25 protein-coding genes are annotated in these 26573 nt (G+C 43.8%); 16 read left to right on the top strand and 9 right to left on the bottom strand.

All coding sequences use genetic code 11. The features are described from left to right. Positions 1 to 42: 42 nt before the first annotated feature. The 10 genes from rpmI to pheT all read left to right on the top strand — a co-directional run bounded on the left by rpmI (position 43) and on the right by pheT (position 11816). Entirely contained in the window at positions 43 to 237 is a 195-nt protein-coding gene (rpmI, locus tag VEA_RS10860) for a 50S ribosomal protein L35 (protein ID WP_005377932.1), read from the top strand. A 40-nt stretch (positions 238 to 277) separates the two neighbouring features. Next, on the top strand, positions 278 to 631 hold the full coding sequence (gene rplT, locus VEA_RS10855; protein ID WP_004727974.1) for a 50S ribosomal protein L20: 354 nt from the start codon (positions 278 to 280) through the stop codon (positions 629 to 631). Positions 632 to 821: 190 nt separating this feature from the next. Next, entirely contained in the window at positions 822 to 1139 is a 318-nt protein-coding gene (locus VEA_RS10850; protein ID WP_012841907.1) for a heavy metal-binding domain-containing protein, read from the top strand. Between the two features lie 367 nt (positions 1140 to 1506). Then, positions 1507 to 2316 carry a helix-turn-helix domain-containing protein gene (locus VEA_RS10845; RefSeq protein WP_006741660.1) on the top strand — a complete coding sequence of 270 codons (810 nt, stop codon included), beginning with the start codon at positions 1507 to 1509 and terminating at the stop codon, positions 2314 to 2316. Positions 2317 to 2806: 490 nt separating this feature from the next. Further along, positions 2807 to 3595 (top strand): TetR/AcrR family transcriptional regulator, encoded by a 789-nt coding sequence (locus VEA_RS10840; RefSeq protein WP_005395898.1) that lies wholly within the window; start codon positions 2807 to 2809, stop codon positions 3593 to 3595. Between the two features lie 246 nt (positions 3596 to 3841). Beyond that, entirely contained in the window at positions 3842 to 6220 is a 2379-nt protein-coding gene (locus VEA_RS10835; RefSeq protein ID WP_006741659.1) for an efflux RND transporter permease subunit, read from the top strand. An 18-nt stretch (positions 6221 to 6238) separates the two neighbouring features. After that, positions 6239 to 7030 carry an outer membrane lipoprotein-sorting protein gene (locus VEA_RS10830; protein WP_005395903.1) on the top strand — a complete coding sequence of 264 codons (792 nt, stop codon included), beginning with the start codon at positions 6239 to 6241 and terminating at the stop codon, positions 7028 to 7030. A gap of 10 nt (positions 7031 to 7040) precedes the next feature. Beyond that, positions 7041 to 8216 carry a hypothetical protein gene (locus tag VEA_RS10825; RefSeq protein WP_006741658.1) on the top strand — a complete coding sequence of 392 codons (1176 nt, stop codon included), beginning with the start codon at positions 7041 to 7043 and terminating at the stop codon, positions 8214 to 8216. Between the two features lie 192 nt (positions 8217 to 8408). Then, positions 8409 to 9392: a phenylalanine--tRNA ligase subunit alpha gene (pheS, locus tag VEA_RS10820; protein ID WP_005385470.1), complete on the top strand. Its 984-nt coding sequence runs from the start codon at positions 8409 to 8411 to the stop codon at positions 9390 to 9392. Positions 9393 to 9410: 18 nt separating this feature from the next. Beyond that, positions 9411 to 11816: a phenylalanine--tRNA ligase subunit beta gene (pheT, locus tag VEA_RS10815; RefSeq protein ID WP_006741657.1), complete on the top strand. Its 2406-nt coding sequence runs from the start codon at positions 9411 to 9413 to the stop codon at positions 11814 to 11816. 217 nt (positions 11817 to 12033) lie between these two features. Here pheT and VEA_RS10810 read toward each other — a convergent pair whose 3' ends face one another. Further along, positions 12034 to 12915: an AEC family transporter gene (locus VEA_RS10810; protein WP_006741656.1), complete on the bottom strand. Its 882-nt coding sequence runs from the start codon at positions 12913 to 12915 to the stop codon at positions 12034 to 12036. A gap of 533 nt (positions 12916 to 13448) precedes the next feature. Between VEA_RS10810 and ihfA the strand changes: the two genes are divergently transcribed. Then, entirely contained in the window at positions 13449 to 13745 is a 297-nt protein-coding gene (gene ihfA / locus VEA_RS10805) for an integration host factor subunit alpha (RefSeq protein ID WP_005377899.1), read from the top strand. A 123-nt stretch (positions 13746 to 13868) separates the two neighbouring features. Here ihfA and VEA_RS10800 read toward each other — a convergent pair whose 3' ends face one another. Beyond that, positions 13869 to 14648, bottom strand: a complete 780-nt coding sequence (locus VEA_RS10800) for a RelA/SpoT domain-containing protein (RefSeq protein ID WP_006741655.1) — start codon at positions 14646 to 14648, stop codon at positions 13869 to 13871. A gap of 316 nt (positions 14649 to 14964) precedes the next feature. Here VEA_RS10800 and VEA_RS10795 point away from each other — a divergent pair, with 316 nt between their 5' ends. Beyond that, positions 14965 to 15615: a thiopurine S-methyltransferase gene (locus VEA_RS10795; RefSeq protein WP_041853041.1), complete on the top strand. Its 651-nt coding sequence runs from the start codon at positions 14965 to 14967 to the stop codon at positions 15613 to 15615. A 71-nt stretch (positions 15616 to 15686) separates the two neighbouring features. Here the strand turns inward: VEA_RS10795 and purT are convergent, their stop codons facing one another. The 7 genes from purT to VEA_RS10760 form a co-directional block, all read right to left on the bottom strand. After that, positions 15687 to 16862, bottom strand: coding sequence for a formate-dependent phosphoribosylglycinamide formyltransferase (gene purT, locus VEA_RS10790; RefSeq protein ID WP_006741653.1), 1176 nt, complete (start codon positions 16860 to 16862; stop codon positions 15687 to 15689). 145 nt (positions 16863 to 17007) lie between these two features. Next, a complete protein-coding gene (cdd, locus tag VEA_RS10785) occupies positions 17008 to 17895 on the bottom strand; it encodes a cytidine deaminase (RefSeq protein ID WP_005397788.1) in 888 nt (295 codons plus the stop codon). Between the two features lie 443 nt (positions 17896 to 18338). Beyond that, the gene (locus tag VEA_RS10780) at positions 18339 to 19016 is read right to left on the bottom strand and encodes an LrgB family protein (protein ID WP_005377888.1); all 678 of its coding nucleotides are present in this window, start codon (positions 19014 to 19016) and stop codon (positions 18339 to 18341) included. A gap of 1 nt (position 19017) precedes the next feature. Further along, positions 19018 to 19392 (bottom strand): CidA/LrgA family protein, encoded by a 375-nt coding sequence (locus tag VEA_RS10775; RefSeq protein WP_005397786.1) that lies wholly within the window; start codon positions 19390 to 19392, stop codon positions 19018 to 19020. A 55-nt stretch (positions 19393 to 19447) separates the two neighbouring features. Further along, positions 19448 to 20869: an exodeoxyribonuclease I gene (sbcB, locus tag VEA_RS10770; protein WP_006741652.1), complete on the bottom strand. Its 1422-nt coding sequence runs from the start codon at positions 20867 to 20869 to the stop codon at positions 19448 to 19450. Positions 20870 to 21025: 156 nt separating this feature from the next. Further along, positions 21026 to 22399: an L-cystine transporter gene (locus VEA_RS10765; protein WP_006741651.1), complete on the bottom strand. Its 1374-nt coding sequence runs from the start codon at positions 22397 to 22399 to the stop codon at positions 21026 to 21028. 200 nt (positions 22400 to 22599) lie between these two features. Further along, the gene (locus VEA_RS10760) at positions 22600 to 23289 is read right to left on the bottom strand and encodes an NAD(P)H-binding protein (RefSeq protein WP_006741650.1); all 690 of its coding nucleotides are present in this window, start codon (positions 23287 to 23289) and stop codon (positions 22600 to 22602) included. A 248-nt stretch (positions 23290 to 23537) separates the two neighbouring features. On the opposite strand from VEA_RS10760, the gene cobT reads away from it, so the two are divergent. The 4 genes from cobT to cobC are packed head-to-tail and all read left to right on the top strand — an operon-like array spanning position 23538 to position 26543. Beyond that, the gene (gene cobT / locus VEA_RS10755; protein ID WP_006741649.1) at positions 23538 to 24581 is read left to right on the top strand and encodes a nicotinate-nucleotide--dimethylbenzimidazole phosphoribosyltransferase; all 1044 of its coding nucleotides are present in this window, start codon (positions 23538 to 23540) and stop codon (positions 24579 to 24581) included. Next, positions 24581 to 25387 carry an adenosylcobinamide-GDP ribazoletransferase gene (locus VEA_RS10750; RefSeq protein WP_006741648.1) on the top strand — a complete coding sequence of 269 codons (807 nt, stop codon included), beginning with the start codon at positions 24581 to 24583 and terminating at the stop codon, positions 25385 to 25387. The genes cobT and VEA_RS10750 overlap by 1 nt, the downstream gene beginning before the upstream one ends. Continuing rightward, on the top strand, positions 25384 to 25917 hold the full coding sequence (gene cobU, locus VEA_RS10745) for a bifunctional adenosylcobinamide kinase/adenosylcobinamide-phosphate guanylyltransferase (protein WP_005397778.1): 534 nt from the start codon (positions 25384 to 25386) through the stop codon (positions 25915 to 25917). Before VEA_RS10750 ends, cobU begins: the two co-directional genes overlap by 4 nt. A gap of 11 nt (positions 25918 to 25928) precedes the next feature. After that, on the top strand, positions 25929 to 26543 hold the full coding sequence (cobC, locus tag VEA_RS10740) for an alpha-ribazole phosphatase family protein (protein WP_012841905.1): 615 nt from the start codon (positions 25929 to 25931) through the stop codon (positions 26541 to 26543). Positions 26544 to 26573 lie beyond the last annotated feature (30 nt).

Raw genomic sequence — 26573 nt, 5'->3', positions numbered from 1 at the left:
TTACGTTGTTTATTAAACCTACTCAATGCGGAGTTATTCATCATGCCTAAGATGAAAACCAACAAAGGTGCTGCTAAGCGTTTTAAGAAAACTGCTGGTGGTATTAAGTACAAGCACGCTACAAAACGTCACATCCTGACTAAGCGTACTACTAAGAACAAGCGTCAACTACGTCCGAATGCAATCCTTCCAAAATGTGAAGTGGCTGCAGTAATCCGTATGTTGCCATACGCTTAATTCTTTTTAGTTATCAATCGTTTAGTTTAGGAGAAGCATAATGCCTCGCGTAAAACGTGGTGTACAAGCTCGTGCACGTCATAAGAAAGTTCTAAAACAAGCTAAAGGTTACTACGGTGCGCGTTCACGTGTTTACCGCGTAGCTTTCCAAGCAGTTACTAAAGCTGGTCAATACGCTTACCGTGACCGTCGCGCTAAGAAACGTCAATTCCGTCAACTATGGATTGCACGTATCAATGCGGCATCTCGTCAAAATGGTCTATCTTACAGCCGTTTCATCAACGGTCTTAAGAAAGCATCTATCGAGATCGACCGTAAGATCCTTGCGGACATCGCAGTATTCGACAAAGCTGCATTTGCAGTTCTAGTTGAAAAAGCGAAAGCTGCTCTTTAATTAGCAGTTTAGGATTAAGAGAAGGAGAGCATTAGCTCTCCTTTTTTATTGCTAAAATATATACCCAAATATTTTTCAGTTTTGCCATTCAGAATCTTGTCTATCAGTCTTCCCGATTTGATTAGTGATCGCTGCTCTGTTGGTAATAAAATGGCTTGGGTATATATTTTACGTTTATAAGGGACTAAAAATGATCTACACAACGACAGAAAGCATTCCGGGCAAGCAGATCTCTGAAATAAGAGGGGTTGTAACTGGTAATGTTGTTCAATCAAAGCATATTGGCCGTGACCTCATGGCGGGTATCAAAAGCATTGTTGGCGGCGAAATTCGCGGTTACACGGAAATGATGACCGACGCGCGTGATATAGCTATACAGCGCATGATAGCAGACGCTGAATCTAAAGGTGCAGATGCGATTGTAGGGATTCGATTTACCACGAGCTCAATCGTAGATGGTTCTTCGGAAATTTTGGCATTTGGTACTGCAGTGAAACTGGCGGACTAGTCTACTTGAATAGCTTTGCAAAAATGCTAACAGAGAGCGGTGAATTATTATGCATTTACCGTTCTGTTCCTTTTAGGTTAATTATTCTAGATTTTCGCAGAGCGAATAGGCTTATATTCTTAACTTTACGTTACCATTAAAATTAATCCAAATAATTTAGAGTAATTTACTTCACTTTTGTTTTGTGTATCATTTTATATTCATAATGAAATTGAATTCATATTGAATTTTTCATTTATCGCGTGAATTTTGATTTCGATATATTAATTCATATTTTTCTTATAAAAATATGAACTTATACCTTGCCAAGCGGTTCTAAATTGTTACAAATACTATACAGCTGTAACATTGCCAAAAGGAATTGTAGATGAGAGATCTGACTCCCGAATACTTGCTAGCCGCATTACGCCAAGCGATTAAAACAAAAGGGCTAACATATCGAGAGCTATCTGAGAAAATGGGCATGCCGCTGTCCACTTTTAAGAGACACTTAACAAGCACAAATCTCGCTTTGGATAAACTGCTTGAATATTGTAGAGCTGTTGATTGCACGTTAGATGAGCTACAAAAGCTTGCGAATCAATTACAAGGTGAAGACGAGGATTACTTTAGCCGTACGCAAGATGAAGTCTTTTTTCAATTTCCCCATCTTTACGATTTTTATCGTGAATTGAGAATGCTGCGAGGCAAAGATGGATATTCCATTTTAAAGAAAAAGTATGATTTGTCTGAGCAGAGCATGTCTGATTACCTAAAAGCTTTGGAGTTATTGGATCTTGTTTACGTTGATGAAGATAAAAATATAACGTTGCACGGGCCGTTATATTACAGCTATGCAGAAAACTCCAAGCTCAATGATAAATATACGGAAATCATAAAAGAACAGACAACAACCCACGATAAATGCGTTCGTGTGGCTTTGGCACGCATGAAAATTACCGAAGAGCAGCTTTTGCAATTGGAAGATCAAGTCGCAAAAACGGTTATCGATTTTCATTCCAAAAATGTTGTGGCAGAGAACTTCAACGTCTCTGATTTTACTAATATTGTTCTACTTGCAGGGCCACATCAACCAGTCACATTCTCTGATGGAATTATCGAGACAGAAGGGCGATTTATTGACGATATTCGTTATGCCATTGCATCTGCAGGTGATAAACCAAGCCTCTCGATTTAGAAATTCAGTCTTTTACTTAAAGAGAATCGCTTTTCTCACCATGTTATTGAGTTTTGCAGCTCTAATATTGAAAGGAAGCAGTAAAAGAAAAGCCCAAGACAGAACACACTATTGTAAATAGAGCATCTATCAGTTGCTGTTTTGAATCCAAACTTTAAGTGTTTTGGGCTTTTTTGAATAACATCATTTCAATATCACTCGTTGTCCAATTTTTAAGGTTCTGATTTTTGGGGTTATGTCCCCGCACTCCACTCTAGATTTTCCTTACAATCAAATCATTCTCGCTGAACCAAGCATCTTGATGTTACTTGGTTATATATAAGTAATGCTTATTTTTCGGTTAGCTATAAATTCATACTTGCAATGTTTGTTTTTTGATCTATTATGACGAAGTGTCATTTATGACGGTTCGTCAAATTTAGTGGCGTTCCTGTATTCAAGAATCGTGTTACAATTATTGGGAGTGTGTTGGTATACGGATCAAAGGATTATGTTTAACTTTCGCTGTAAAAAAGATAGCAAGCAAGACGGATGTCGTACGTCTTCAGGGCTAACTAAAAAACAACAGGCGATTGCTGATCGTGAAATAGAGCTTATTCAATTGGCTAAGTCTCTGGTTCAAGAGCAAGGCTTTGCCAACTTAACGATGGACAAGCTCACAGCAGCAAGCCCTTACTCGAAGGGAACGATCTACAATCATTTTTGCAGCAAAGAAGATGTGATTCTTGCGCTTTGTATTCACTCGCTGAGAAGCGAAGCAATATTTTTCGAACGTACCGCTAAGTTCAATGGCAATACCAGAGAAAAAATCATTGCTATGCATGTAGGTTATCGTATTTACGCTCGTATGGAGCCTGTACTATCAACTTGTGCGATTGTTGCAAAGACGCCTTGGGTCCTAGAGAAAGCTTCGCCTAAGCGTGTGAATGAATTGAACAACTTAGAAGAACAAGTAATAGATGGTGCTGATGCGTTAGTGAATAATGCGGTGGAATGTGGAGACCTTAAGTTCTCTCCCGCAATTGGTTCTGATGCCATCGTATTTGCTAACTGGTCTATTGCCTTCGGTTCAAACGCTCTAGCGCAAAATGCATCGAACAGTCGATGTATTCAGCGAATTCAAGATCCATTCTCAGTACTGCATAACGCGAATATGTTACTTGATGGTTTAGGGTGGTCACCTTTATCGACAGAGTGGGATTACCGTAAAACGTGGCGTCGAGTGGAACAGGAATTGTTCAGCGAAGAGCTTGCTTATTTAGAGTCTGTGAATCGCTAATCGTTATAGAGGCCATCTAATATTTTAGTTGGCTTTTTTATTACACCATTGTGACGAAGCGTCAAAAATTAGAAATTGGTACTCAAGTTACCGATCTCGAGAAGTATAGGAAGTTACTCAAAAACTAACTTATATAACCAAATAAATTCGATCTGATTTTTATATGTTGAAGTTATCTGGTTATCACAGCATTCGCTGTTTTTTTTAGTTTTTAAATTTGACGAAACGTCACAAAAGGAGAGTGTGATGCCACATCACAACGTTCAACAACAAGCCCGAATGAGCTGGGTCAAGCTACCAACGAATTACAGTGTGTTGGTTGTGCTTGCTACCGTTTTATTGATTGTTATAGCAACTATTGGAGGAAAAAATCTTTACTTTAGAGGGGATTACGACATCTTTTTTGATGGAACAAATGAGCAGTTACTTGCGTTTGATGAAATTCAGACTACCTTTGCAAAATCTGACAGTCTTGCTTTGGTCATAGCGCCAAAAAGTGGCACTGTTTTTACTCCTAACACCTTATCTCTTATTCAGCAGATCACTGACGAGGCGTGGCAAGTCCCATACTCCACCCGTGTTGATTCCCTTGCCAACTACCAGCATACCGAAGCGTTTGAAGATGATCTTCTTGTCGAAGATTTACTGTATAGCGAATATGAATTGACGCCTCAGCGAATCGAGAAAGTCAAAAGTATTGCGTTGAGTGAGCCGGTTCTGAAAAGTTCACTGATTTCCGAAAAAGGGGATGTCACGGTCGTGAATATTACGGTCCAACTCCCTGAGGTCGATAAAACCGCTGAAGTACAAGAAGTGGTTGCCTACATAAACGGAATGATTGAGCGTTATCAGCAAGTGTACCCGGATACTGAGTTCCACAAAGCCGGTATTATTGCAATGAACTACGCGTTTATGACCGCAGCTCAAGATGACAGCGCGACGCTAGTGCCGACCATGCTACTAGTGATATTGGTGTTTTTGACCATCATGTTGCGCTCATTGCTTAGTGTTATCGCGACACTCATCGTTATTATCGGCTCAGTTATGGTGACAATGGGCTTATCAGGATGGGCTGGTATGTTCTTAAGCACGGCGACAGTTAATGTGCCTACCTTGGTGATGACGCTTGCCGTCGCCGACTGTGTGCACATCATAGCGACGATGCGTCAGTCTATGCAAAACGGCTTTAGTAAAGCCCATTCTATTGAACGAAGTATTGCGCTCAATTTCATGCCCATCCTGATTACCTCCATTACCACCGCGATCGGCTTTTTAATGATGAATATGTCGGATTCTCCAATCCTGAGAGATTTCGGCAACCTATCAGCCCTTGGCGTCATGATTGCTTGTTTCCTTTCCATCACATTACTTCCGGCGTTACTTCATATCCTTCCTGTTAGGGTGAAGTCAGACACTGCTGATGAAAGAAAGCACTTTATGGATCACTTAGGGGATTTCGTGGTGTCAAAGCGACATGCGTTATTGCCGTTGTCGGTGCTTGTCATTGTCGCGAGTGCGAGTTTGATTCCGCTGAACAAAGTCAACGATGAATCCGTCGAATATTTTGGTCATAGCAATGAATTTCGTCGAGCGGCTGATTTTATGGAAGAGCGAATCAGTGGCATGGCGAACATCAGTATCGCGATAAAAACTAACGAATCGCAGGGCATTGCGGATCCTAATTTTCTCAATACTGTGGGTAAATTTACTGACTGGCTAAGATTGCAGCCAGAAACGGACCATGTTGCGACCTTGAGCGATGTTTATAAGCGCCTAAACAAGAACATGCATGGAGATGATCAGGCTTATTACTCGCTCCCTCAAGACAGAGAATTAGCGGCTCAATATCTGCTGCTTTATGAAATGTCACTACCGTATGGCTTAGATTTGAACAACCAAATCAATGTTGATAAGTCGTCAATCAAGATGGTTCTCACCGTGGAGAACTTGGGCAGTGTCGAGCTTGTTGATTTGGAAAATCGTATTTACCAATGGTTTAACGAAAACGCGCCTCAGTATGATGTTGTTGCTTCTAGTCCATCACTGATGTTTGCGCATATTGGCGAAACGAATATGGCTAGCATGCTGTCAACTTTGCCTATCACTCTGGTCTTAATTTCGGCATTACTGATCTTTGCCTTACGCTCGTTCAAGCTCGGTTTAATCAGCCTGGTCCCGAATATCGCCCCTGCGCTTATTGGTTTTGGTATTTGGGCGCTGGTTTCTGGTGAAATTAATTTGGGGTTGTCTGTTGTTGTGACGTTGACGCTTGGCGTTGTGGTTGATGATGCCGTTCATTTTCTCTCTAAATACCAACACGCTCGTAAAGATGGCCATAGCGCGGAACAAGCGGTTCGTTACGCTTTTCGTACCGTGGGGCGCGCGCTTTGGATTACGACTGTCGTGCTTGTTGCTGGTTTCTCCGTTCTGGCGATGTCGAGCTTCCGCTTAAATGCCGATATGGGACAGTTGAGTGCCATTGTTATCTTCATTGCTCTTGTTGTGGATTTCATCTTTCTACCGACTCTACTGATGTTGTTTGACAAAGGCGTCTACGACGAGGTGGGCCGCCGAAACAAGCTTAAATCAACTGACTCTCAAACCACGGCTGTTACTCAGTCATAACGAATCAAAGGATTGAACATGAATTTACTAAAAAATGCCTTAAAAGTATCTGCACTTTCTGTCTCGCTTTTTATGAGTCATGCGGTGTTAGCGGATGAAGCGAAAGGATTAGAAATTGCTCAAGAGCGCAAAGCCCGTGATGAAGGGTGGGGGGATTCTGTTGCTACCATGAAAATGATTCTGCGGAACGCACAAGGAGAAAGCAGCACACGTTTAATGCGCCTCCAATCACTCGAAGTTGAGGACGATGGTGACAAAGGACTCACAATATTTGATGAACCAAGAGATGTGAAAGGCACCGCGTTTCTCAACCACTCTCATACAGTGGGTGCCGATGACCAGTGGCTTTACCTTCCAGCACTGAAGCGTGTGAAACGTATTTCCTCGCGTAACAAATCAGGCCCTTTCATGGGCAGTGAATTTGCGTATGAGGATCTCAGTTCCTTTGAGATTGAAAAATACCGTTTCAATTACTTAAAAGATGACACCATAAATGGGCAAGATGTTTTCGTCATAGAGCAAATCCCTACAGACAAAAATTCAGGTTATACCAAGCAAACGGTGTGGTTAGATAAAGCGCATTATCGCCCACTGAAAGTTGAGTTTTACGATCGCAAAGGGTCGTTGTTAAAAACGCTTTCTTTCTCAGATTACAAGCAGTACCTCAACCAATATTGGCGAGCGCACACCATGGCGATGACAAATCATCAAACAGGAAAAAGCACTGAGCTAACAACAAGTGAAATGCGCTTTAACACTGGGCTAGAAGACAATGATTTTCATAAGAATGTGTTAAAGCGAGTGAGGTAGTGGAGGAGAAATGAACCGATCAAATGTTGGGTTGTTGCTTAGCGCAGCAACCTCTTTTTACTCGATGCCTCTTGCCGCCGTTGAGCTTGCTGGACAAGTCAATATTGAGCATCGTCAGTTTTTTGAAACTGGCTCTCAGGGCCAGAGCAAAGCGCAAACGTCATTGGTTTTGCAGCCAGAATTTTACTGGGAGATGCAAAATGGTGATGCGAGCTTTACCCTCACACCTTTCTATCGTTTGGATAGTCTAGACGATGAGCGAAGTCATGGAGACATAAGAGAGGCGCTTTATCTGACGTACTGGGATGATTATGAGCTTCGAGTTGGGATTAGTAAGGTTTTTTGGGGAGTGACGGAATCCGCCCATTTGGTTGATGTAGTAAACCAGACAGACGCCATTGAAGCCGTCGATGGTGAAGATAAGCTCGGTCAGCCGATGTTGCATTTTACCTCATTCAAAGATTGGGGCACCGTCCATGCAATGTTATTACCTTACTTTAGGGAGCGAACGTTTGCGGGTACTGACGGGCGCTTGCGAACCGAACCTGTTGTCTCAGATGATGCTATCTATGAATCAAGCAGAGAAGAAAAGCAGGTAGATGTGGCTTTTCGATATTCGAAAATGCTTGGCGATTGGGACGTAGGCCTGAGCTATTTATATGGAACAAACCGGGATCCTTACTTTCGTTTTGAGTACGGGGAATTAAAGCCTTACTACGCTCTGATGAGTCATGTCGGTCTCGATGTACAAGGAATCGTTGGCGATTGGTTATGGAAGCTGGAAAGTGTTTATCGAGATAGTGCTGATAATCATGTCGGTCTTGTGACGGGATTTGAGTACACCTTCGTTGGCGCATTTGACACGGTTTGGGATGTGGGTGTGATTGGTGAGTACCTCTACGACAGTCGTGGGAATAACGCACAAACTATCGGTCAAAATGATGTGTTTGCAGGCATTCGTTGGGCGCTCAACGACGAGGACGGAACGGAAGTGTTGACGGGAATCACAAAGGATTTAGATAACGCCGATGTTTACAATGCCAAGTTAGAAGCCTCGAGCCGAATATCGAATAACTTTAAGTGGCAAATTGATGCTTGGTTGTTCCAAAATGAAACGCCAAACGATTTGCTCTATTTCGCCCGAGATGACGATTTTATCGAGCTATCTATTCAATACTATTTCTAAAACACAAAGGGCACAACTTAACGGCAGATTAATGAAAGATGACATTTTTGACGTTTTTGTGCTCTTTTTATTCAATAACCTCTTCTTTTCGTAATTCAATTTGGCATTGGTGCCCGGTTTGGCTACTATGTACAGCTATCAAAAAACCAATCACTCCCTTATGGACACTACCAACAGGTAGATGAGGAAACGATGCAACATCTAGAAGAGATCATTGCTAGCGCGAGCACTGCAATTGAAGCTGCCGAATCGCTAGTCGCACTTGATGAAGTGCGTGTTCAGTATCTGGGTAAAAAAGGTGAGCTAACTGCTCAACTTCAAAGCCTAGGCAAACTACCACCAGAAGAACGCCGTGAAGCTGGTCAAGAGATCAACAAAGCGAAAGGCGTCGTTCAGCAAGCTATCGCAGCTCGTAAAGACGCACTACAACGTGCAGAGCTTGAAGCGAAACTAGCAGCAGAAACAATCGACGTAACACTACCAGGTCGTCGTATTGAGAACGGTGGTTTACACCCAGTAACTCGTACTGTAGAGCGTATTGAGAAGTTCTTTGGCGAACTTGGTTTTAACACCGAAGCTGGCCCAGAGATCGAAGATGCATTCCACAACTTTGATGCGCTAAATATTGCCGCTGACCACCCTGCTCGTACTGATCACGATACTTTCTTCTTCAACCCAGATTTAATGCTTCGTACTCATACGTCAGGCGTACAGATCCGTACGATGGAAAATGGTAAACCACCATTCCGTTTCATCGCACCAGGCCGTGTATACCGTAACGACTACGACCAAACACACACGCCAATGTTCCACCAGGTGGAAGGCATGCTGGTTGATGAGAACGTAAACTTTGCACAGTTGAAAGGCATCCTGCACGATTTCCTATGTAACTTCTTCGAAGAAGAAGTAGAAGTACGTTTCCGTCCATCTTACTTCCCATTCACTGAACCTTCAGCTGAAGTAGACGTGAAAGGCAAAAACGGTAAATGGTTAGAAGTACTAGGCTGCGGTATGGTTCACCCAAACGTACTACGTAGTGTAGGCATCGATCCTGAAAAATACTCTGGTTTCGCATTCGGTATGGGTGTTGAGCGTCTAACGATGCTTCGTTACGGCGTGAACGATCTACGTGCGTTCTTCGAAAACGATCTTCGTTTCCTAAAACAGTTCAAGTAATCCAGAGGGTTCATCAACATGAAATTCAGCGAATCATGGCTTCGTGAGTGGGTAAACCCAGCGGTTACTACTGACGAACTCACTCATCAAATTACAATGGCCGGCCTAGAGGTAGACGACGTTCTTCCTGTAGCGGGTTCTTTCACTGGCGTTAAAGTGGGTCACGTTGTTGAATGTGGTCAACACCCAGACGCAGACAAACTTCGCGTTACTAAAGTAGATGTAGGCGAAGAAGAGCTTCTAGACATCGTTTGTGGCGCACCTAACTGTCGCCAAGGTCTGAAAGTAGCGGTAGCAACAGTTGGTGCTGTTCTTCCAGGCGATTTCAAAATCAAAAAAGCGAAACTACGTGGCCAGCCATCTCACGGCATGCTTTGTTCGTTCACTGAACTAGGCATTGATGTTGAGTCAGACGGCATCATGGAACTAGCAGAAGACGCAGTAATCGGTACTGATTTCCGTGAATTCCTAGGTCTAGATGACGTAACGGTAGACGTAGATCTAACAGCAAACCGCGCTGACTGTTTCAGCATTCGTGGTCTAGCTCGTGAAGTTGGCGTACTAAACCGTGCTGACGTGACTGAGCCATCAGTAGAAGCAGTTGCCCCTTCAATCGACGATAAAGTGTCTATTGAAGTGAAAGCTCCTGCTGCGTGTCCTCGTTACCTAGGTCGTGTTGTTAAGAACGTAAACGTTCAAGCTGAAACGCCACTATGGATGCAAGAGAAACTGCGTCGTTGTGGTATTCGCTCTATCGACCCTGTTGTAGACATCACTAACTACGTGCTTCTAGAGCAAGGTCAACCAATGCACGCATTCGATCTAGCGAAGATCGAAGGTGGCATCGTAGTTCGTATGGCTGAGCAAGGTGAGAAGCTAACACTTCTTGACGGCAGCGAAGCAGAACTAAACGCAGATACATTAGTTGTTGCTGACCACAACAAAGCACTTGCAATCGCAGGTATCTTTGGTGGTGAAGAGTCTGGTGTAACAACTGAGACTAAAGACGTTCTACTAGAGTGTGCATTCTTTGCACCTGACCACATCCGTGGTCGCGCACGTAGCTACGGTCTTCACACTGATTCTTCAATGCGTTTCGAGCGTGGTGTGGATTACGCACTACAAGTGAGCGCAATGGAGCGTGCAACTCAGCTTCTTGTTGAAATTTGTGGCGGTGAAGTAGCACCTGTTGTTGCAGTAGAGTCTGAAGCAGACCTACCTAAGCCAAACAAAGTTGCTCTACGTCGTACGAAGCTAGACAACCTACTAGGTCACCACATCGCTGATGCTGACGTAGTAGAAATCCTAGAGCGCCTAGGTTTGACTGTTGAAGCTTCAGAAGAAGGTTGGGTGGCAGTAGCGCCAACATGGCGTTTCGATATCGCTATCGAACAAGACCTGATTGAAGAAGTTGGCCGTATCTACGGTTACGACAACATTCCTAACCAACACCCAGCTGCAGCACTTAAGATGCACAACCACGTTGAAGCGGATCTTCCACTGAAACGCGTTCGTGATCTTCTTGTTGACCGTGGTTACCACGAAGCAATTACATACAGCTTCGTTGAGCCTGAACAACAAAAGCTAGTTGTACCTGGTGTTGAGCCTCTAGTGCTTCCAAACCCAATTTCTGCAGACATGTCAGCAATGCGTCTTGGTCTTATCCAAGGGCTGCTGAACACGGTTGTTCACAACCAGAAACGTCAACAGCCACGCGTTCGTCTATTCGAATACGGCCTACGTTTCATCCCATGTGAATCTGCAGAAAACGGCATGCGCCAAGAGCCTATGCTTGCAGGTGTTATTGCTGGTACTCGTGGTGAAGAGCACTGGGATATCGAAACTAACACCGTTGATTTCTTCGACCTTAAGGGCGATCTAGAAGCGATTCTAGAGCTATCTGCGAACGAAAAAGCGTACTCTTTCGCTGCACTGTCACCTGAAAGCAAAAAAGCTAACCCAGCACTTCACCCAGGTCAATCTGCGGCAATCATCGTAGATGGCAAAGAAGTGGGCGTGATCGGTACCGTTCACCCTGAGCTTGAGCGTAAGTTCGGTCTAAACGGTCGTACTATCGTATTCGAAATCGAATGGTCTGCAATCAACAGTAAAGTGATCCCAGAAGCGGTTCAGCTTTCTAAATTCCCATCAAACCGTCGTGATATCGCGGTAGTTGTGGACGAAGCGGTAGCATCTGGTGACATCGTTAATGCTTGTTTAGAGCAAGGTGGCGAGTTCCTTAAAGATGCGAAGCTGTTCGACGTTTACGTAGGTAAAGGCGTTGAAGAAGGTAAGAAGAGCCTAGCAATCGCTCTGACTCTACAGTCAGTTGAGCGTACGCTTGAAGATGCAGATATAGCTGGTGCGGTTGACGCTATCGTTGCTCACGTTTCTGAGAAGTTTGGTGCGTCTCTACGTGACTAAGCGTTAGACGAACTATCTCTCTTAAGAAACTAAAAACCCTGTCAAATCGGCAGGGTTTTTTTATGTTGAGCATTATCTTATTGTGATTCACGTACTAGGCCGTTTACGTCACCTCCCACAACCTCAAAAGTCTGGACCAAACTCGAGGTAACGCTTAATCGAGACTTGGCATATATCGTTTTTCAGCCAACAGACGCTAACGCTAGCTTATTGGCGGCTAGGCGGCGAGTGAGAGGGTATAGCTAAGCAGAAGTGGGAGCGTAAGAATACTGAAAAAGTTGCCAAATAGTACCATTGACGCCACTTTCATGGGCTCTATATTCAGCCTTTCCGCAAATAGGTAATTCATGACGGCTGGTGGCAGCATTGTGAAGAGTACCATCATTTGCAATTGCATCGTTGGAAGGGGAATTAACCAATAAATAAGTGCAAATGCAACCGCCCCAGTTGCAAGCGACTGCACGGTACACAATACACCAACCTTTAAACCGTCCACTCTTAAATGACACATTTGCGCCCCCAGGGATAAAAGCATCACGGGTACTGCCGCTTGCCCAAGTAGAGCAGTCGTTTCGTATAAAGGTGCCCATGCCCCCACATTTGACACGTTGAGAAACAGAGCCAACGACGCAGCTAAAAAGATTGGCATCTTGACTATTTGCTTAAAAGGGTTGCCATGACTAAGTAGCATTACACCTAAACTAATGTGCAAGCATGCTGATACGACAAATAGCAGTACTGCTGAGGATAGCGCAATTTCTCCAAACGTATAGGTAAACAAAGGAATAGCAAGGTTTCCGCTATTGCGAAACATATGTGGTGGTGCCCAGGTTTTAAACGACAGTGACGTCAATCGACATACAGGGATCATGAGTATTGCGGGAACCAAAACCGCGACAATTGCTGCAAAAAGGAGTGGTCCCTGATTCGAGTCTAACGGCATGCTAACGAGCGAAGAAAACACCAGCGCAGGTGTGAAAACCTCAATGTTAATGCGGTTGATTGGACGAAAGTCAGGCTTGATGTAACGACCTACCAAATAGCCGACGCCGACAAGAGCAAAAACAGGGAAAAGAATATTTATGATTTGATTAATCATGGTCGCCTAGATGAAGTGTAAGGAGCTAATGTGGAGATACACGAAGAACCACATTATCAACCTTTATATATTGCGTCATCGCTGAACAGTGAGAAGCGTGGGTTTAATCAAGCTTTCTAAGCACAGTTGCAAAGCCAGGTGGTCATACCATTTAGTTCAATTGTTACGTATCGAGTTACATACAAATCACTGAATTTACGACAAGTTCTATGTCAAGTGTCTGTTAAATAACCAATCTCTGATATTTTTATTAAATAGTGATTAATGTTGATATTTAAACTACTTTTAGTTTTATCAGCTGGATGTTTTTCCTATTAAAGAGAAAACAAAAACAAAAATATCAAAATGTTGGCGTTTAACAATAATTTACATAGTGCTATTCCTTTTGTTCGCCAAGAAAAAAGTTGGCGAAAATCATAAGCTTGTCATACACTTCCTGATGTAACCCCGATATGTTGTTGAATTGGTAGGGTAAAACTGCTCTGGCGCTACACTAACGTAGCATTGTTTAACATAGCTTTGAGGAAAGTTTTATGGCGCTCACAAAAGCCGAACTGGCAGAAAACCTGTTTGATAAATTAGGATTTAGTAAGCGGGACGCCAAGGAAACGGTGGAAGTGTTCTTTGAAGAGATTCGTAAGGCACTGGAAAGTGGCGAACAGGTAAAACTGTCAGGTTTTGGTAACTTTGATCTTCGTGACAAGAATGAACGACCTGGTCGTAACCCGAAAACCGGTGAAGATATTCCAATTACTGCTCGACGTGTAGTGACTTTTCGCCCGGGTCAGAAGTTAAAAGCTCGTGTAGAAAACCTGAAGAAAGTACAGTAAGCCGAATAAATGGATCACGCTAAGGCGTGGTCTTTTTTTTGCGTAAAACTTGTGTCGCATATAAACGAAAACCACCGCAATGCGGTGGTTTTTCTGTTTTTGAGTATATCTTAATGATATGGATTACGCTGCTTCTAGGTGCGTTGTTAAGTATGGTTGCCATGCTTGTTGGTACAAGTTTTTAGACTGTGCACGCATGTTGCGAATAGAAGCGAGTTCTAGTTCGCTTAGTTCGCGTTTCTCCATCATCGCTTGGCGTTCTAGTTTCTGGATTTTTTCGTATAGGTCGTGTTCAGGACCGCTTTTCACATCTGCGATGGCTTTTAAGTGCAGTTGAACTTCGGCAACCAGATTTGTCTTTGGTAAACGAACGAGTAAGTTCAAGTCTCTATAGCCTGAAGGACCAGGTTTTTTGAAGCGATTTTTTACTTTAACAATTGTTGTTTCACGCTCTAAGGTTTCATAAATGGAGACTAAGCTCGCGACGTCTTCAGCAACAATCGTGGCACGGGCTAGGTCAGTAATGCGTTCGACTTTTCCATCTAACTCCAAAGCTATTTTTTCTTCTGCTCGTTGTTTGGACTTTACGCCTGCGAAGTATGGCTGAGCATCATTAAGAAGTGCGGTACTTTTACAGATAGTTTCAAGCTCAAATTGTGCTTGGTGAGCTTTGCTGTAAAGAATGTCGAAGTCAGTGTATGGCTGAGTTGGAGTTGCGTCGATTGACTGAATACCATACAAGCCGCTAAGGCTATGTTTAAAGAGTTTCGAACAAACTTCGTTTTGGCTTGTTGAACGATTTTGATCGCCACTCGGCGCTGGGGTAATTGGAAGTGCGGCAAATGCCGGTGCACGGCTAAGTACCAAAAGCATCAATGCTGTAGTACGAAGAAATAAGCTCATTCACTCTCCTTAACTTGCTTGTACTTAGAAAATAGGGAACATAAAGGTCGCTAAGTTCGGCAAATCAGGTACTAACTTATTAATGGGGTCATTACGAAAGATTCCAAGGTTTCAGTTTTGTCTTGAAGTGGAATCGTGCGTTAGATCACCATTTCTCTTTTCTTTATTCTGTTTATCAGACAAAGGCGTGGTTCCTATAAGAACGTTTACATCCTATCACCGCTGTATTAACCAAAGATGAACGGCATAGACAAATTGAAAAAAATCGTTAGTCTTACTTCTCAAAATGAAAATCAGCCGACAAGTAGAAAGTAAAATGAGAGACCAAGAGTTTTGGCATAATAAATGGGCCAGTAATCAAATCGGATTTCACTTGGAAGATGTAAACCCGCTATTACCTGCATATTGGCAACACACAAACCCAAAGCGTGAAGACAAAGTGTTAGTGCCTTTGTGTGGAAAGTCAGAAGACTTGATTTGGTTGGCGATGAAGCATGATTCAGTTGAAGGTGTTGAGCTGAGCCATATCGCTGTTCGTGCCTTTTTTGCTGAACATTTTTATACGCCAACCGTGACGCCTGTTAATGGTATGCACGAGCTTTATCAATTTGATGAGCTCTCTATTTATACTGGGGACTTTTTCACTGCACCAGTATCTCAAGCCGATATCATTTATGATCGCGCCGCGTTGGTTGCTTTACCGAAAGATATGCGAGAGGAGTATGTAGAGCGTCTCAAGCAACTTTTGAATCCAGGCGGTCGTATTTTGCTTGTTACACTCAACTATCCTCAAGAAGAGATGGCAGGGCCTCCATTTAGCGTGCCAGTCGAAGAGATTGAGCAGTTATTTTCAGGTTACAAAGTTACCTGTTTGAACGTAGATGAAGCTGATGAAAACCATCCTAAAATTGCGAAAAAAGGCTTAAGTCGCTTCTCTGAAGAAGTGTACCTAATCGAGAGTGAATAGGTTTTTTTGGTTTGTAAAACGAAATAGCGCAGCAATTTGAGCTGCGCTATTTTTGTATAAGTGGTTCGTATTTAATAAGTGATATTCACTTTTGATGCACTTTCAACAGCATCTTGAACGGCTTCTTCGGTGGTTTTTCGTCGCGTAAGGACAACACCTAAACGACGGCGACCATCGATTTCTGGCTTGCCGAATAGACGAACTTGCGTTTGAGGTTGAGCTAAGGCTTTGGTTAGGTTGTCAAAGCGAATGTTTGTAGAAGTCCCTTGACCAAGAATAACGGCCGACGCAGATGGACCATATTGTACGATATTATTAATCGGCATTCCGGTAAATGCACGTACGTGGAGAGCAAACTCTGACATTTCCTGAGAAATCATAGTGACCATGCCTGTATCGTGTGGGCGAGGAGAGACCTCATTGAAAATGACCTTATCGCCTTTAACAAATAACTCTACACCAAAAATGCCGTAGCCACCGAGTGCGTTGACTACTTTCTCTGCCGTGTATTCTGCTGCTTTTACTGCGTTTTCTGACATGGCTTGTGGTTGCCATGATTCGCGGTAGTCGCCATCTTCCTGACGATGGCCAATTGGAGCACAGAAGTGAACACCGTCAACGGCTCTGACGGTCAATAAAGTGATTTCGTAATCGAAGTCGATAAAACCTTCCACGATCACGCGACCTGCCCCCGTACGTCCGCCTTCCTGTGCGTAATCCCATGCTTTTGCTACGTCGTCTTCGGTCTTGATGACACTTTGCCCTTTACCTGAAGAACTCATAACTGGCTTTACTACGCACGGGATGCCTACATGCTCAACCGCGGCTTTGAAGTCTTCAAAAGTATCTGCAAAACGATAAGGTGATGTCGTCAGTTCTAGTTCTTCTGCAGCCAAACGTCGGATACCTTCACGATTCATTGTTAGCTTGGTTGCCTTAGCGGTTGGAACAACATTCAGCCCTTTTTCTTCAAGCTCTACCAGTTTGTCGGTTGCGATAGCTTCGATTTCAGGTACGACGTAAGTAGGTTGTTCCTTTGTAATAACTTCTTCTAAGGCGCTTCCATCTAACATATCGATGACGTAACTACGGTGAGCAACTTGCATCGCTGGAGCATTAGCATAGCGATCACAAGCAATCACTTCTAAACCAAGTCTCTGACATTCAATTGCGACTTCTTTACCGAGTTCGCCAGAGCCTAAAAGTAATACACGGGTAGCATTTGCGCTGGTTGCAGTGCCAAACATAGTGTTCCCTTACAAAATAGAGTGGTGAGACAGAAATTGCAGGAGATCATACTGAAGTTTCATGACAAAGCAAACGTTTGCTTTTGGTTTTTAGGCAATAAAAAAGCTCTACATGCCGTAGAGCTTTTTATACTGAAATTGTCGCTTATACGTTGACAAAACTAAGTGGAATATCTGGATTCAACGCTTCTAACGTTGATTGCGTATCAGCCAAATGACTGATCTTGCCTTCTGAGTTTTCTACCAGAGCAGCGGCTTTGATATTGTCAAAAGTTTCACCCGCAAGTAGTACTTGGATCAGCGCAACTTGTAATGGCGGCAAGCTAGGGTTAAACGCCGCATTTTCCGCATAAGCACCTTGGAATACACGGCCGCTAGCCATTTCTAATGCTAAGCCACTCAAGTTGTTGGTATATGGTGAGTGGCTCATGTTCATCGCTTCAACAGCGCTTTGAATTAGAGTGTCTTCATCATCGCATGAGAACTGATGCTTTACTTCTGCCATTAAGCCGGATTCGATACCGAGATCGTTTGGTCCAAAGGCTTCAGGTAGGTATTCATGCAGCGACTTTTCTTCGCGTTCTGGGAGCTGAATTTTAAGCTCGTTTGCGGTAGATAACTCGTTCATGAACTGACGGCAGTGACCACATGGGCTGAAGTTAATAGTGATATCTTTAATACCACGTTCACCTTTCATCCAAGCGTGGCTAATTGCAGACTGCTCAGCGTGAACTGTTTGACCTAACTGAACACCAAAGAATTCCATGTTGGCACCGAAGTAAAGGCGACCTGAGAGACCACGAACGATAGCACCGACATAAAATTCAGAAAGAGGAGCATAGGAATATGCTGCGGCAAAAGGAAGTAGAGCAACACGAAGCTCTTTATCTGATAGACCGGTAGCTGAAAGCAACTGCTCAAACTGTTGAACTGAAAGCGTAGCATCAAAATCATCAGCTTGGATGATAGGAGCAAGTTGTTTGGAAAGTGCTTCTGGAGCGCCTGCTAGCGCCTGTTCAATGCGACTTTTCATGTTGAATCCTTGTTATTGCATGGACAGTTATTCTATGTGAAGGATAGAAATGTTCCGTGCGTTAGATCACGATAAATAATGCAATTGATAATTCTGTTACATAATTAGAGTGAGCTCACACATGTATTCGATTGCACTGACGTGAAGCGTTATCTCCGTCTCACAATTAACCATATCAGTATATATTCATATGACCAAGACGCTGGGATATGTTAATTACGATGCCTACATGTCCACACAACGTTATTCCTAGATATCTAAGCAACGTTGAGTCAGTAATATTGCACTGAATGTTGAAGTTATTAGTGTGTATCTCGTCAGAGTACCTTAACGATCTTACTAGAACGGGTTGTTAGATGAGGTAATACAAAATTTTGGAAGGGATAAGGAAGAAACGGGAAGGCCACGGCCTGCCGGAAGGAGGGCAGACCGAGAGCGCTTAACTATTGATATAGCCAGACAGCCAAAGCAAAAAAGCTTGGAGCCAAAATAGAAGTGATGATGCCGCATAAAACCAATGCGAGTGATGAGAACGCGGCATCAATGGGCTGTTTCTCTGCACATGTCGCGGTGCCTAAGGCATGAGACACGGTACCCATTGTTAGGCCACGTGCAATCGGGTGTTTAATTCCAATTAAGTTGTAAATTGGGTATGCCAAAATCGCGCCCAATAAACCAACAATCAGAACCAAGATCGCCGCAACGGCAGCTTCACCACCGAGGTGACTCGAAATTTCCATTGCTATTGGCGTAGTGACGGATTTACCCACTAGACTTGCGATTAAACTGATATCCGCTTTGAAAGCGACTGCGATCAAGGTGGTTGTCATCATAGACATCACACTGCCTACCGTGCAAGCAAAAGTGATGATTCGCCAGTTTGCTTTAATTTGTGGTAGTTGTTCATATAACGGGTAAGCCAGAGCAACTACAGCTGGTTGAAGTAAAAAACTGATCCCTTCGTTATCCGCATAATACGTTTCAAACGGTACATTTAAGTAAGTAAGCAAAGGAATGAGCACTGCAATACTGATCAGCAAAGGATTTGCTAGAGGATTATTCACTTTGATTGCGATTTGGCGCGCGACAAGAAAAACCGCAATGGTAACAACTAACCACATATCAGTGCTTCTCCTTTAGCAAGTAGTCCAGCAGCCAAGCGAGGCTGACCAGTACAATGAGTGAGCCTCCAACTGCGCTAGCAATGATAGGGAGGGCATTAGCGAGTAACATATCGAAATGTTGCATTAATCCCACGCTAATAGGAACGAACAACAAAATCATGTAGCGGATAAATAGCGTGGCGCCAGGTTTGACCCAATCGACCTTTACAAGCCCAAGAGTCATGGAGAAAAACAGTACGAGCATACCGATGACACTTCCTGGGACGGAAACGCCAGTGAACTTTTGAATGGTAATTCCGATGCCAAGTGCCCCCATGATGAGGAAGATTGAAATGAGCAGTTGGATCAGTTGTAAGAATCGTTCTTTAATCATTTTGACAGTATATAAACAACAAGCACACCATAAGGTGCGCTTGTATTAGGAGGAGTTAAGAAGCTAAGCTCTCTACATAACGGTACACGGATTTTAATATCGCAATCTTCTTTTCGTCACTTTCATGTTCGTGAACTAAGTTTTCTAAATTCAGCATGTACTCTTCAATTTGGCTTTCAAACACTTCTCGACAGTGTAATGCCCAGCGTCTCTGTTCTTGCTCGTCTAATGTGCCTGGGAAGTTACGCGCACGATAGCGGAACAATAGAGGTTTAATGCGCTTGTCATCAAATTCAATGTCCAATGCGGCAAGATTGTTCGGGTCGGTTTCTCGAATGATATCCATGGCTGCGCGATCGGCCGGAGAGAAGAATCCGTCGTAAAGTTGCGTATCGACGTCATCACTTTTATCGAATTTACGCTCGACTGAAAAGAGGCTAATCAACTTTTCTCTAATTTCAGGATGTTGGCGCAACAAAGCGAGATTAGCGAGACATTGCTGGCGATCAATGCCAATAGACTCTGCATTTTCAGCCGTTAACGTTTTTGCAGGGGCGAGAATAGGGCATTTGTTCAAATGAACTAGTTTAACTGGCACTGGTAGCAATTCACCAAGATCTTCTCGCTTAGTGTAGAGTCTTTCGTGTAGCTCTTCTGCGGATAGCTCAAGAATAGGTTGAGGGTCTTTCGCTAAATCGATAGTGATAACCGCGTTGTTATTGGTTGGATGCCAAGCAACAGGCACAATCCAGCTAGTGTACTGGCATTCGCGCCCTAGCATGCCTGAAACGTGCATCAACGGCGTCATGTTGACGATGTCGACTAATTCATTGAGCTTGCGCTTTTGGCGCATAGAAAAGAAGTAGTCAAACAATTTTGGTTGCGCTGCTTTGACTTTTTTCGCCATTTCGATAGTCGCAATCACGTCTGCCATCGCATCGTGCGCGTTACTATGTTCTATGCCGTTAGCAACAGACAAGTGCTCTAATTTAAAACTAGTGAAGCCATCTTCGTTTTCTGGCCATTCTACGCCTTCTGGGCGAAGGGCGTGGCATGCGCGTAGCACATCGAGTAAATCCCAGCGCGAGTTACCGTTTTGCCAACTCCATGCGTATGGATCGATAAAGTTGCGATAACAAGTATAACGGGTCACTTCGTCATCAAAGCGAATGCTGTTGTAGCCTAAACTGGTAGTATTTGGTTTCGCGAGTTCAGCGTGAATCTTAGCGATAAACTCTGGCTCAGAAAGGCCTTCTTGAACCGTTTTTTGCGGAGTAATACCAGTAATAAGCGCAGCTTCAGGAGACGGAAGATAATCAGCTGGTGGTTGACAGTACATGACTAAAGGCTCGCCGATGACATTAAAGTTTTCATCTGTACGAACACCAGCAAACTGGCTTGGGCGATCTTTCGCGGGGTTGGTTCCCCATGTCTCATAATCAAAGAAGAAAAAAGTGGGCTGATTATCTTGGTGCATTCTGCTTACCGTTTACAAAACCGATGACAGTATTAGACCATTCAACGCTTTGACTAGCAACGAAAGATGCAAGTTGAATTTTTGAAAATGAAAAAACCGATGGCGAACCATCGGCTTGATATTTTACGTTTTATCGCTTTGGAAGGAATGTGAGTTCTATGCTCGTGTTTCTTCCAATGTTGCTTCACTTTCTGGTGACTTCAGCACTCGGCTAGCAATCGTACCCGCAGTCATTGATCCTGAAACGTTCAGTGCGGTACGTGCCATATCGATCAATGGTTCAATAGAGATAAGCAGCGCCGCGATGGTGACAGGCAAGCCCATTGCAGGAAGAACAATCAATGCTGCAAACGTTGCACCGCCGCCTACACCAGCAATACCAAATGAGCTGATGGTGATAATCGCAATCAATGACAGGATAAAGTGCAGATCCAGTGGGTTGATGCCCATTGTCGGAGCTACCATCACTGCCAGCATTGCAGGATAGATACCTGCACATCCGTTTTGGCCGATAGTGGCACCAAACGATGCTGATAGGTTTGCAATAGCTGGTGGAACGTTAAGCTTCGTGATTTGCGCTTCTACGTTTAGTGGGATCGTTGCTGCTGAGCTACGAGATGTAAACGCGAAGGTCAGTACAGGCCAGATTTTCTTAAAGTATTCCGAAGGGCTAACGCCGACAAAAGAGACTAATACGCCGTGAACAACAAACATCAGAGCGATAGCAACATAAGACGCCACAATAAAGCCAAGTAGGTTTAGGATGTCGCCTGCGCTTGATGTCGCTACCACTTTTGCCATCAGTGCTGCGATGCCGTATGGCGTTAACGCCATGATCATCTTCACTAATCGCATAACGATTGACTGAGCTGCTTCTACGAAAGTACGAATCGGTGATTCTAACTCTGCTTTTTCCATCATCACTTTACGAGCGGCGATACCGGTTAATACACCGAAGATAACGACAGCGATAATTGAGGTCGAGCGAGCACCTGTTAGATCAGCAAATGGGTTGGTTGGAATGAAGCTAACTAGCATTTGAGGAATAGTCAGGTCACTTACTGTACCAGCACGGCTTTCTAAAACGGCGATACGAGCGGTTTCACGAGCGCCTTCAGTTAAACCTTCTGCTGACAGGCCAAAGGTTGTTGTCACCAAGATACCGATAAGTGCAGCAATTGCAGTCGTTACTAGAAGAACAGAGATGGTCAGGCCAGAAATTTTACCTAATGATCCACCTTTCTCCAATTTAACAACTGCAGAGATCATCGATACCAATACTAGTGGCATGATGACCATTTTCAGTAGACCAACGTAGCCACTGCCTACAATGCCTACCCATTCAAGTGTTTGAGCAATTGCGCTGTTGCCTTCACCGTGAATGAGTTGCAAAGCAAGACCAAAAAGAGAACCAGTAACAAGACCGATTAAAACGAGACGAGAGAGTGTGTGTTTCTTTTGTTGTTGGTTAAATAGAAAGAACAATATGCCAACAAAGACGGCTAGAGAGGCTATCACTGCAAAATTCATAATCTGACCTTATCAACCTGCCGAAATGGCGGTTGTTTTTTATACGGGGTTTTATACGGATTTGTTTATGGGGCGTAAGATAACGCTCGCGATATAACTTTAAAAATGACAAACGGGTATTAGCTAGATCTAAAATGAATATAAAAACGAGATCTAAGTCGCGTGAGAGTGTGAATTAGCACGTTAAATGTACAAAATGGTTATTCGTAGTGATGCAGTAAGTCACGCATTTCTTGCCTTTGTAAGTAAACCACCGAGTCTTCTTGATAACTGAAAAGTTGATAAATCATCGCTTTGGCGACATCTTCCGCTCGAATAGGTAAAAAGTTGGACAGTTTGCCAAGCATGAATGGGCGAATTACCTTAAACAGAGTTTGCACTAACTTCTCGTCCGTTCTTGGGCTTTGACGTTGACCAACAAGCGGGCCTGGGCGAACAAACACGATTTCCTCAAAACCCATAGCTTCGATTCTTTGTTCCATTTGTCCTTTACAGGCTAAGTAATGGGATGGTGATTTACTATTTGCACCAAGGCTAGAAACAACCGCAAGGCGTTTGACTCCGATCGTTTTCATCTGTTGGGCGACTTTACACACCAGATCAACATCTACTTTACGTAAATTATCCTTACTGCCTGCTTGCTTAAGAGTTGTGCCTAAACAAATAAAGCCGATGGTCGGTGTTGGTTGGTTATCATCCCATTGGTGGATAGAGAGGTCGGCATCAATGAGAGGAACAAGCTTATTGTCCGCATCTAGGACGCCATCGAGTGGGCGGCGAGAAAGATAATATAAGGTACCAACACCTGATTGATTTATGAGGTTTGTAATGACTTTTGAACCGACTAAGCCAGTCGCCCCAGCGATGATGGCGCAGGTGTTGTTATCCATGTCCTTTCTCCTATATGGGAATATAGCCTAAGCTATTGTAGCGGATTTCAAGGAGTTACTTATAATCGAATGCTCGAAAGGTGAGACGCTCTGCGAACTCAGTAGACTATCCTGAGATAAACTTGATTAGCGCTGCCCCAATTGGATGCAAGTGTATACAATAGTGGGCGCGCAAAAACTGTCGCTGAACAAGACCTCTTGAACAACAGAACACCTCTCACCCAGACAACATCAAAGGAACGTAAAAAATGGATGACTCTTTTGCAGCGGAGATACAAGCGCGCATAGATAACAAAACCAAACCCGTCGGTTCTTTAGGCTTATTGGAAAAGGTGGCACTACAGCTAGCTCTTATTCAAAGTCAGGATAAACCTCAGCCAGTTGATTCCATCGCTATCTGTAAACCGAGCATGCTGGTATTTGCTGGAGATCACGGCGTTGCAGAGGAGGGCGTAAGCATTGCGCCAAGCGAAGTCACTCAGCAAATGGTGGCTAACTTTCTCGCCGGCGGCGCAGCCATCAACTGCTTTTGCGACATCAATGGCATCCAACTCAAAGTAATAGATTGCGGCATGTTGGCACCTATTGATGTGCTGGTTCCAGAATTTAAGTTTCATCCAAACTTGGTTGAACAACGGTTGGGTAACGGTACGGCTAATTTCTCTAAACAATCAGCGATGTCCCCAGAACAAGTGGCGCTAGGTTTAGAGTATGGTGCGAAGATTGCTGAGCAAACCATTTTGTCTGGCTCAAATCTATTGATGTTCGGTGAGATGGGCATTGGTAACACCAGTTCGGCTTCCGCACTGTTATCGGCGCTGAGTTCATTAGATATTGATTATTGTGTTGGCGTTGGCACCGGAGTCAATCAACAGCAGTTGAGCCGCAAATATAAACTGGTTGCACAGGGAGTAAACCGATGTCGAGGTCTTGATACTAAAGCGATTCTCGCACAGGTTGGAGGCTTTGAAATCGTACAAATGGTAGGCGCTTTTTTAGAAGCCAAGCGGCTTAAAACCCCAGTTTTAGTGGATGGGTTTATCGTATCGGTTGCTGCGTATATAGCAACGTTGCTAGACGAAGAAGCACGCGAATACATGTTGTTTGCCCACCGCTCCGAAGAAAATGGACATAAGTTTGTATTAGAGTACCTAAAAGCAGAACCTCTACTCGATCTTGGTTTACGATTAGGGGAGGGAACCGGAGCCGCTCTTGCCTTACCCTTGTTAAAAGCTGCTGCCCAGTTTTACAACAAGATGGCGAGCTTTGAGAGTGCAGGAGTTACAGTATAGTGTCAGTCCCTGATAATTCTGAGAACGTCACGCCGTCATCGTTAAGATACCAGTGGGAGTTGTTTCTATTAGCTATCAGTTTTTTTAGTCGCTTACCCGTACCCCAAGCGTTGCCATACAGTGAAGAACGCATGAATCAGGCTGGCCGTTACTTCGCGTTAGTTGGTCTCGTGCTTGGAGCACTTTGTGCTCTGGTATTTTCGCTCTCCTCAATTCTTTTCCCAGAATCGGTTGCCATAGTATTAACGATGGTGTTTAGCTTATTGTTAACAGGGGCATTTCACGAAGACGGCTTGACTGATATGGCGGATGGCATTGGCGGTGGCATGACTGTCGAGCGACGCCTCTCTATTATGAAGGACAGCCGCATTGGCACTTATGGTGCAGCCACTCTCATTATGGCGTTATTGGCTAAGTATGTTTTTTGGAGTGAACTGGCTAACTTGCCGCAGTTTTGGTTGGTCATTGTCGTCGCTTATACCGCAAGCCGAGCACTAGCCGCGACGCTTATTTATGACATGCCTTATGTCAGTGACAGTGATACGTCGAAAAGTAAACCGCTGGCAAATAGCCAGTCTTCTTTAGAAGTCTCCATTTTGTTGTTTACTGGTGGCATAACATTGCTTGTGCTTGGTATCACGCAGGCGATCTTTATATCGCTTGTTCTCGTGGTATTTCGTTTGATGTTCAAACGTTGGTTAACCAAGCGAATTGGCGGATTTACGGGGGATTGTCTTGGCGCAGCGCAGCAGCTATCGGAACTGCTTGTTTATCTCACTATGATTGGGTTTTATCACATCTCATGAAGCAATTGATACTCGGTGGCGCGCGCTCTGGGAAGTCGCATTTGGCGGAAAAAACAGCCAAGCAATTATCGACCACTTCTCAACACTCATTACATTATGTTGCAACCGCGCTGCCATTTGACCAAGAAATGCGAGAGCGAATAGCGCATCATCAAAAGCAACGAGGGGGCGAGTGGCAAGAGCATGAATGCCCCCTTCATTTATCTGAGTTATTGACAAATTTCGCTAACACCGATGTTGTATTGGTCGATTGTTTAACCTTATGGCTCAACAATTGGATATTTGAGTTAGGTGATGAATGTTCCAATGAGAAGCTAGAAGCAGAAATTGAAAAGCTTATACAGGTGGTACGTGGCTCAGATGCGACGTTAATATTCGTCTCTAACGAGGTTGGAATGGGTATTGTGCCTTTGGGGGCGGTTAGTCGTTACTTTGTGGATAATGCAGGACGGATGAATCAAAAACTAGCCAGTGTTTGCCATCGTGTTACCTTTGTTGCTGCTGGTTTGCCGTTGGTTCTTAAAGAGTAGGGTGGAACAAAATGAAAACACTCAATATCTATCTTGTGCGTCATGGAAAAGTAGATGCTCCACCAGGACTTCATGGCCAAACGGATGTAAAAGTTACGCCTGCTGACCAAGAAAGCATTGCTCGGGCTTGGATCGAGAGTGGACGAGGTGTGGGTGGAGTGATTTGTTCTCCTCTTTCACGTTGTCAAGAACTGGCAAATATAATTGCTGAACAGCAATTATTACCAGTAATGACGGATGAATCTTTACAAGAGATGGCATTTGGTGATTTTGATGGTGTGCCTTTTGATATGCTTACTGAACAGTGGAAAAAGCTAGATGCTTTTTGGCAATCGCCAGCACAGCACACGTTGCCGAATGCTGAGAGCTTAAGCACATTTTCTGAGCGCATATGTCGCGTGTGGTCTCAAATCATCAACGATATCAATGACAATCTACTTATCGTCACGCATGGTGGCGTCATTCGTATGATTCTTGCTCATGTATTGGAGTTAGATTGGCGTAACCCAAAGTGGTACTCGACGTTGTCGATAGGAAACGCGTCTGTCACGCATATAACAATGACCATCGATGAGCAAATTTACGCCTCGGTCCGTTCGATTGGCGTACCTCTTTTAACTCGTTAACTTATAAAAATTAAAATGCCCAGAGCGATA

Source organism: Vibrio antiquarius (genome assembly GCF_000024825.1).
Taxonomy (GTDB): Bacteria; Pseudomonadota; Gammaproteobacteria; order Enterobacterales; family Vibrionaceae; genus Vibrio; species Vibrio diabolicus.
The sequence above is the reverse complement of the archived record's forward strand: the minus strand, read 5'-3'. Positions and strand labels throughout refer to the sequence as shown.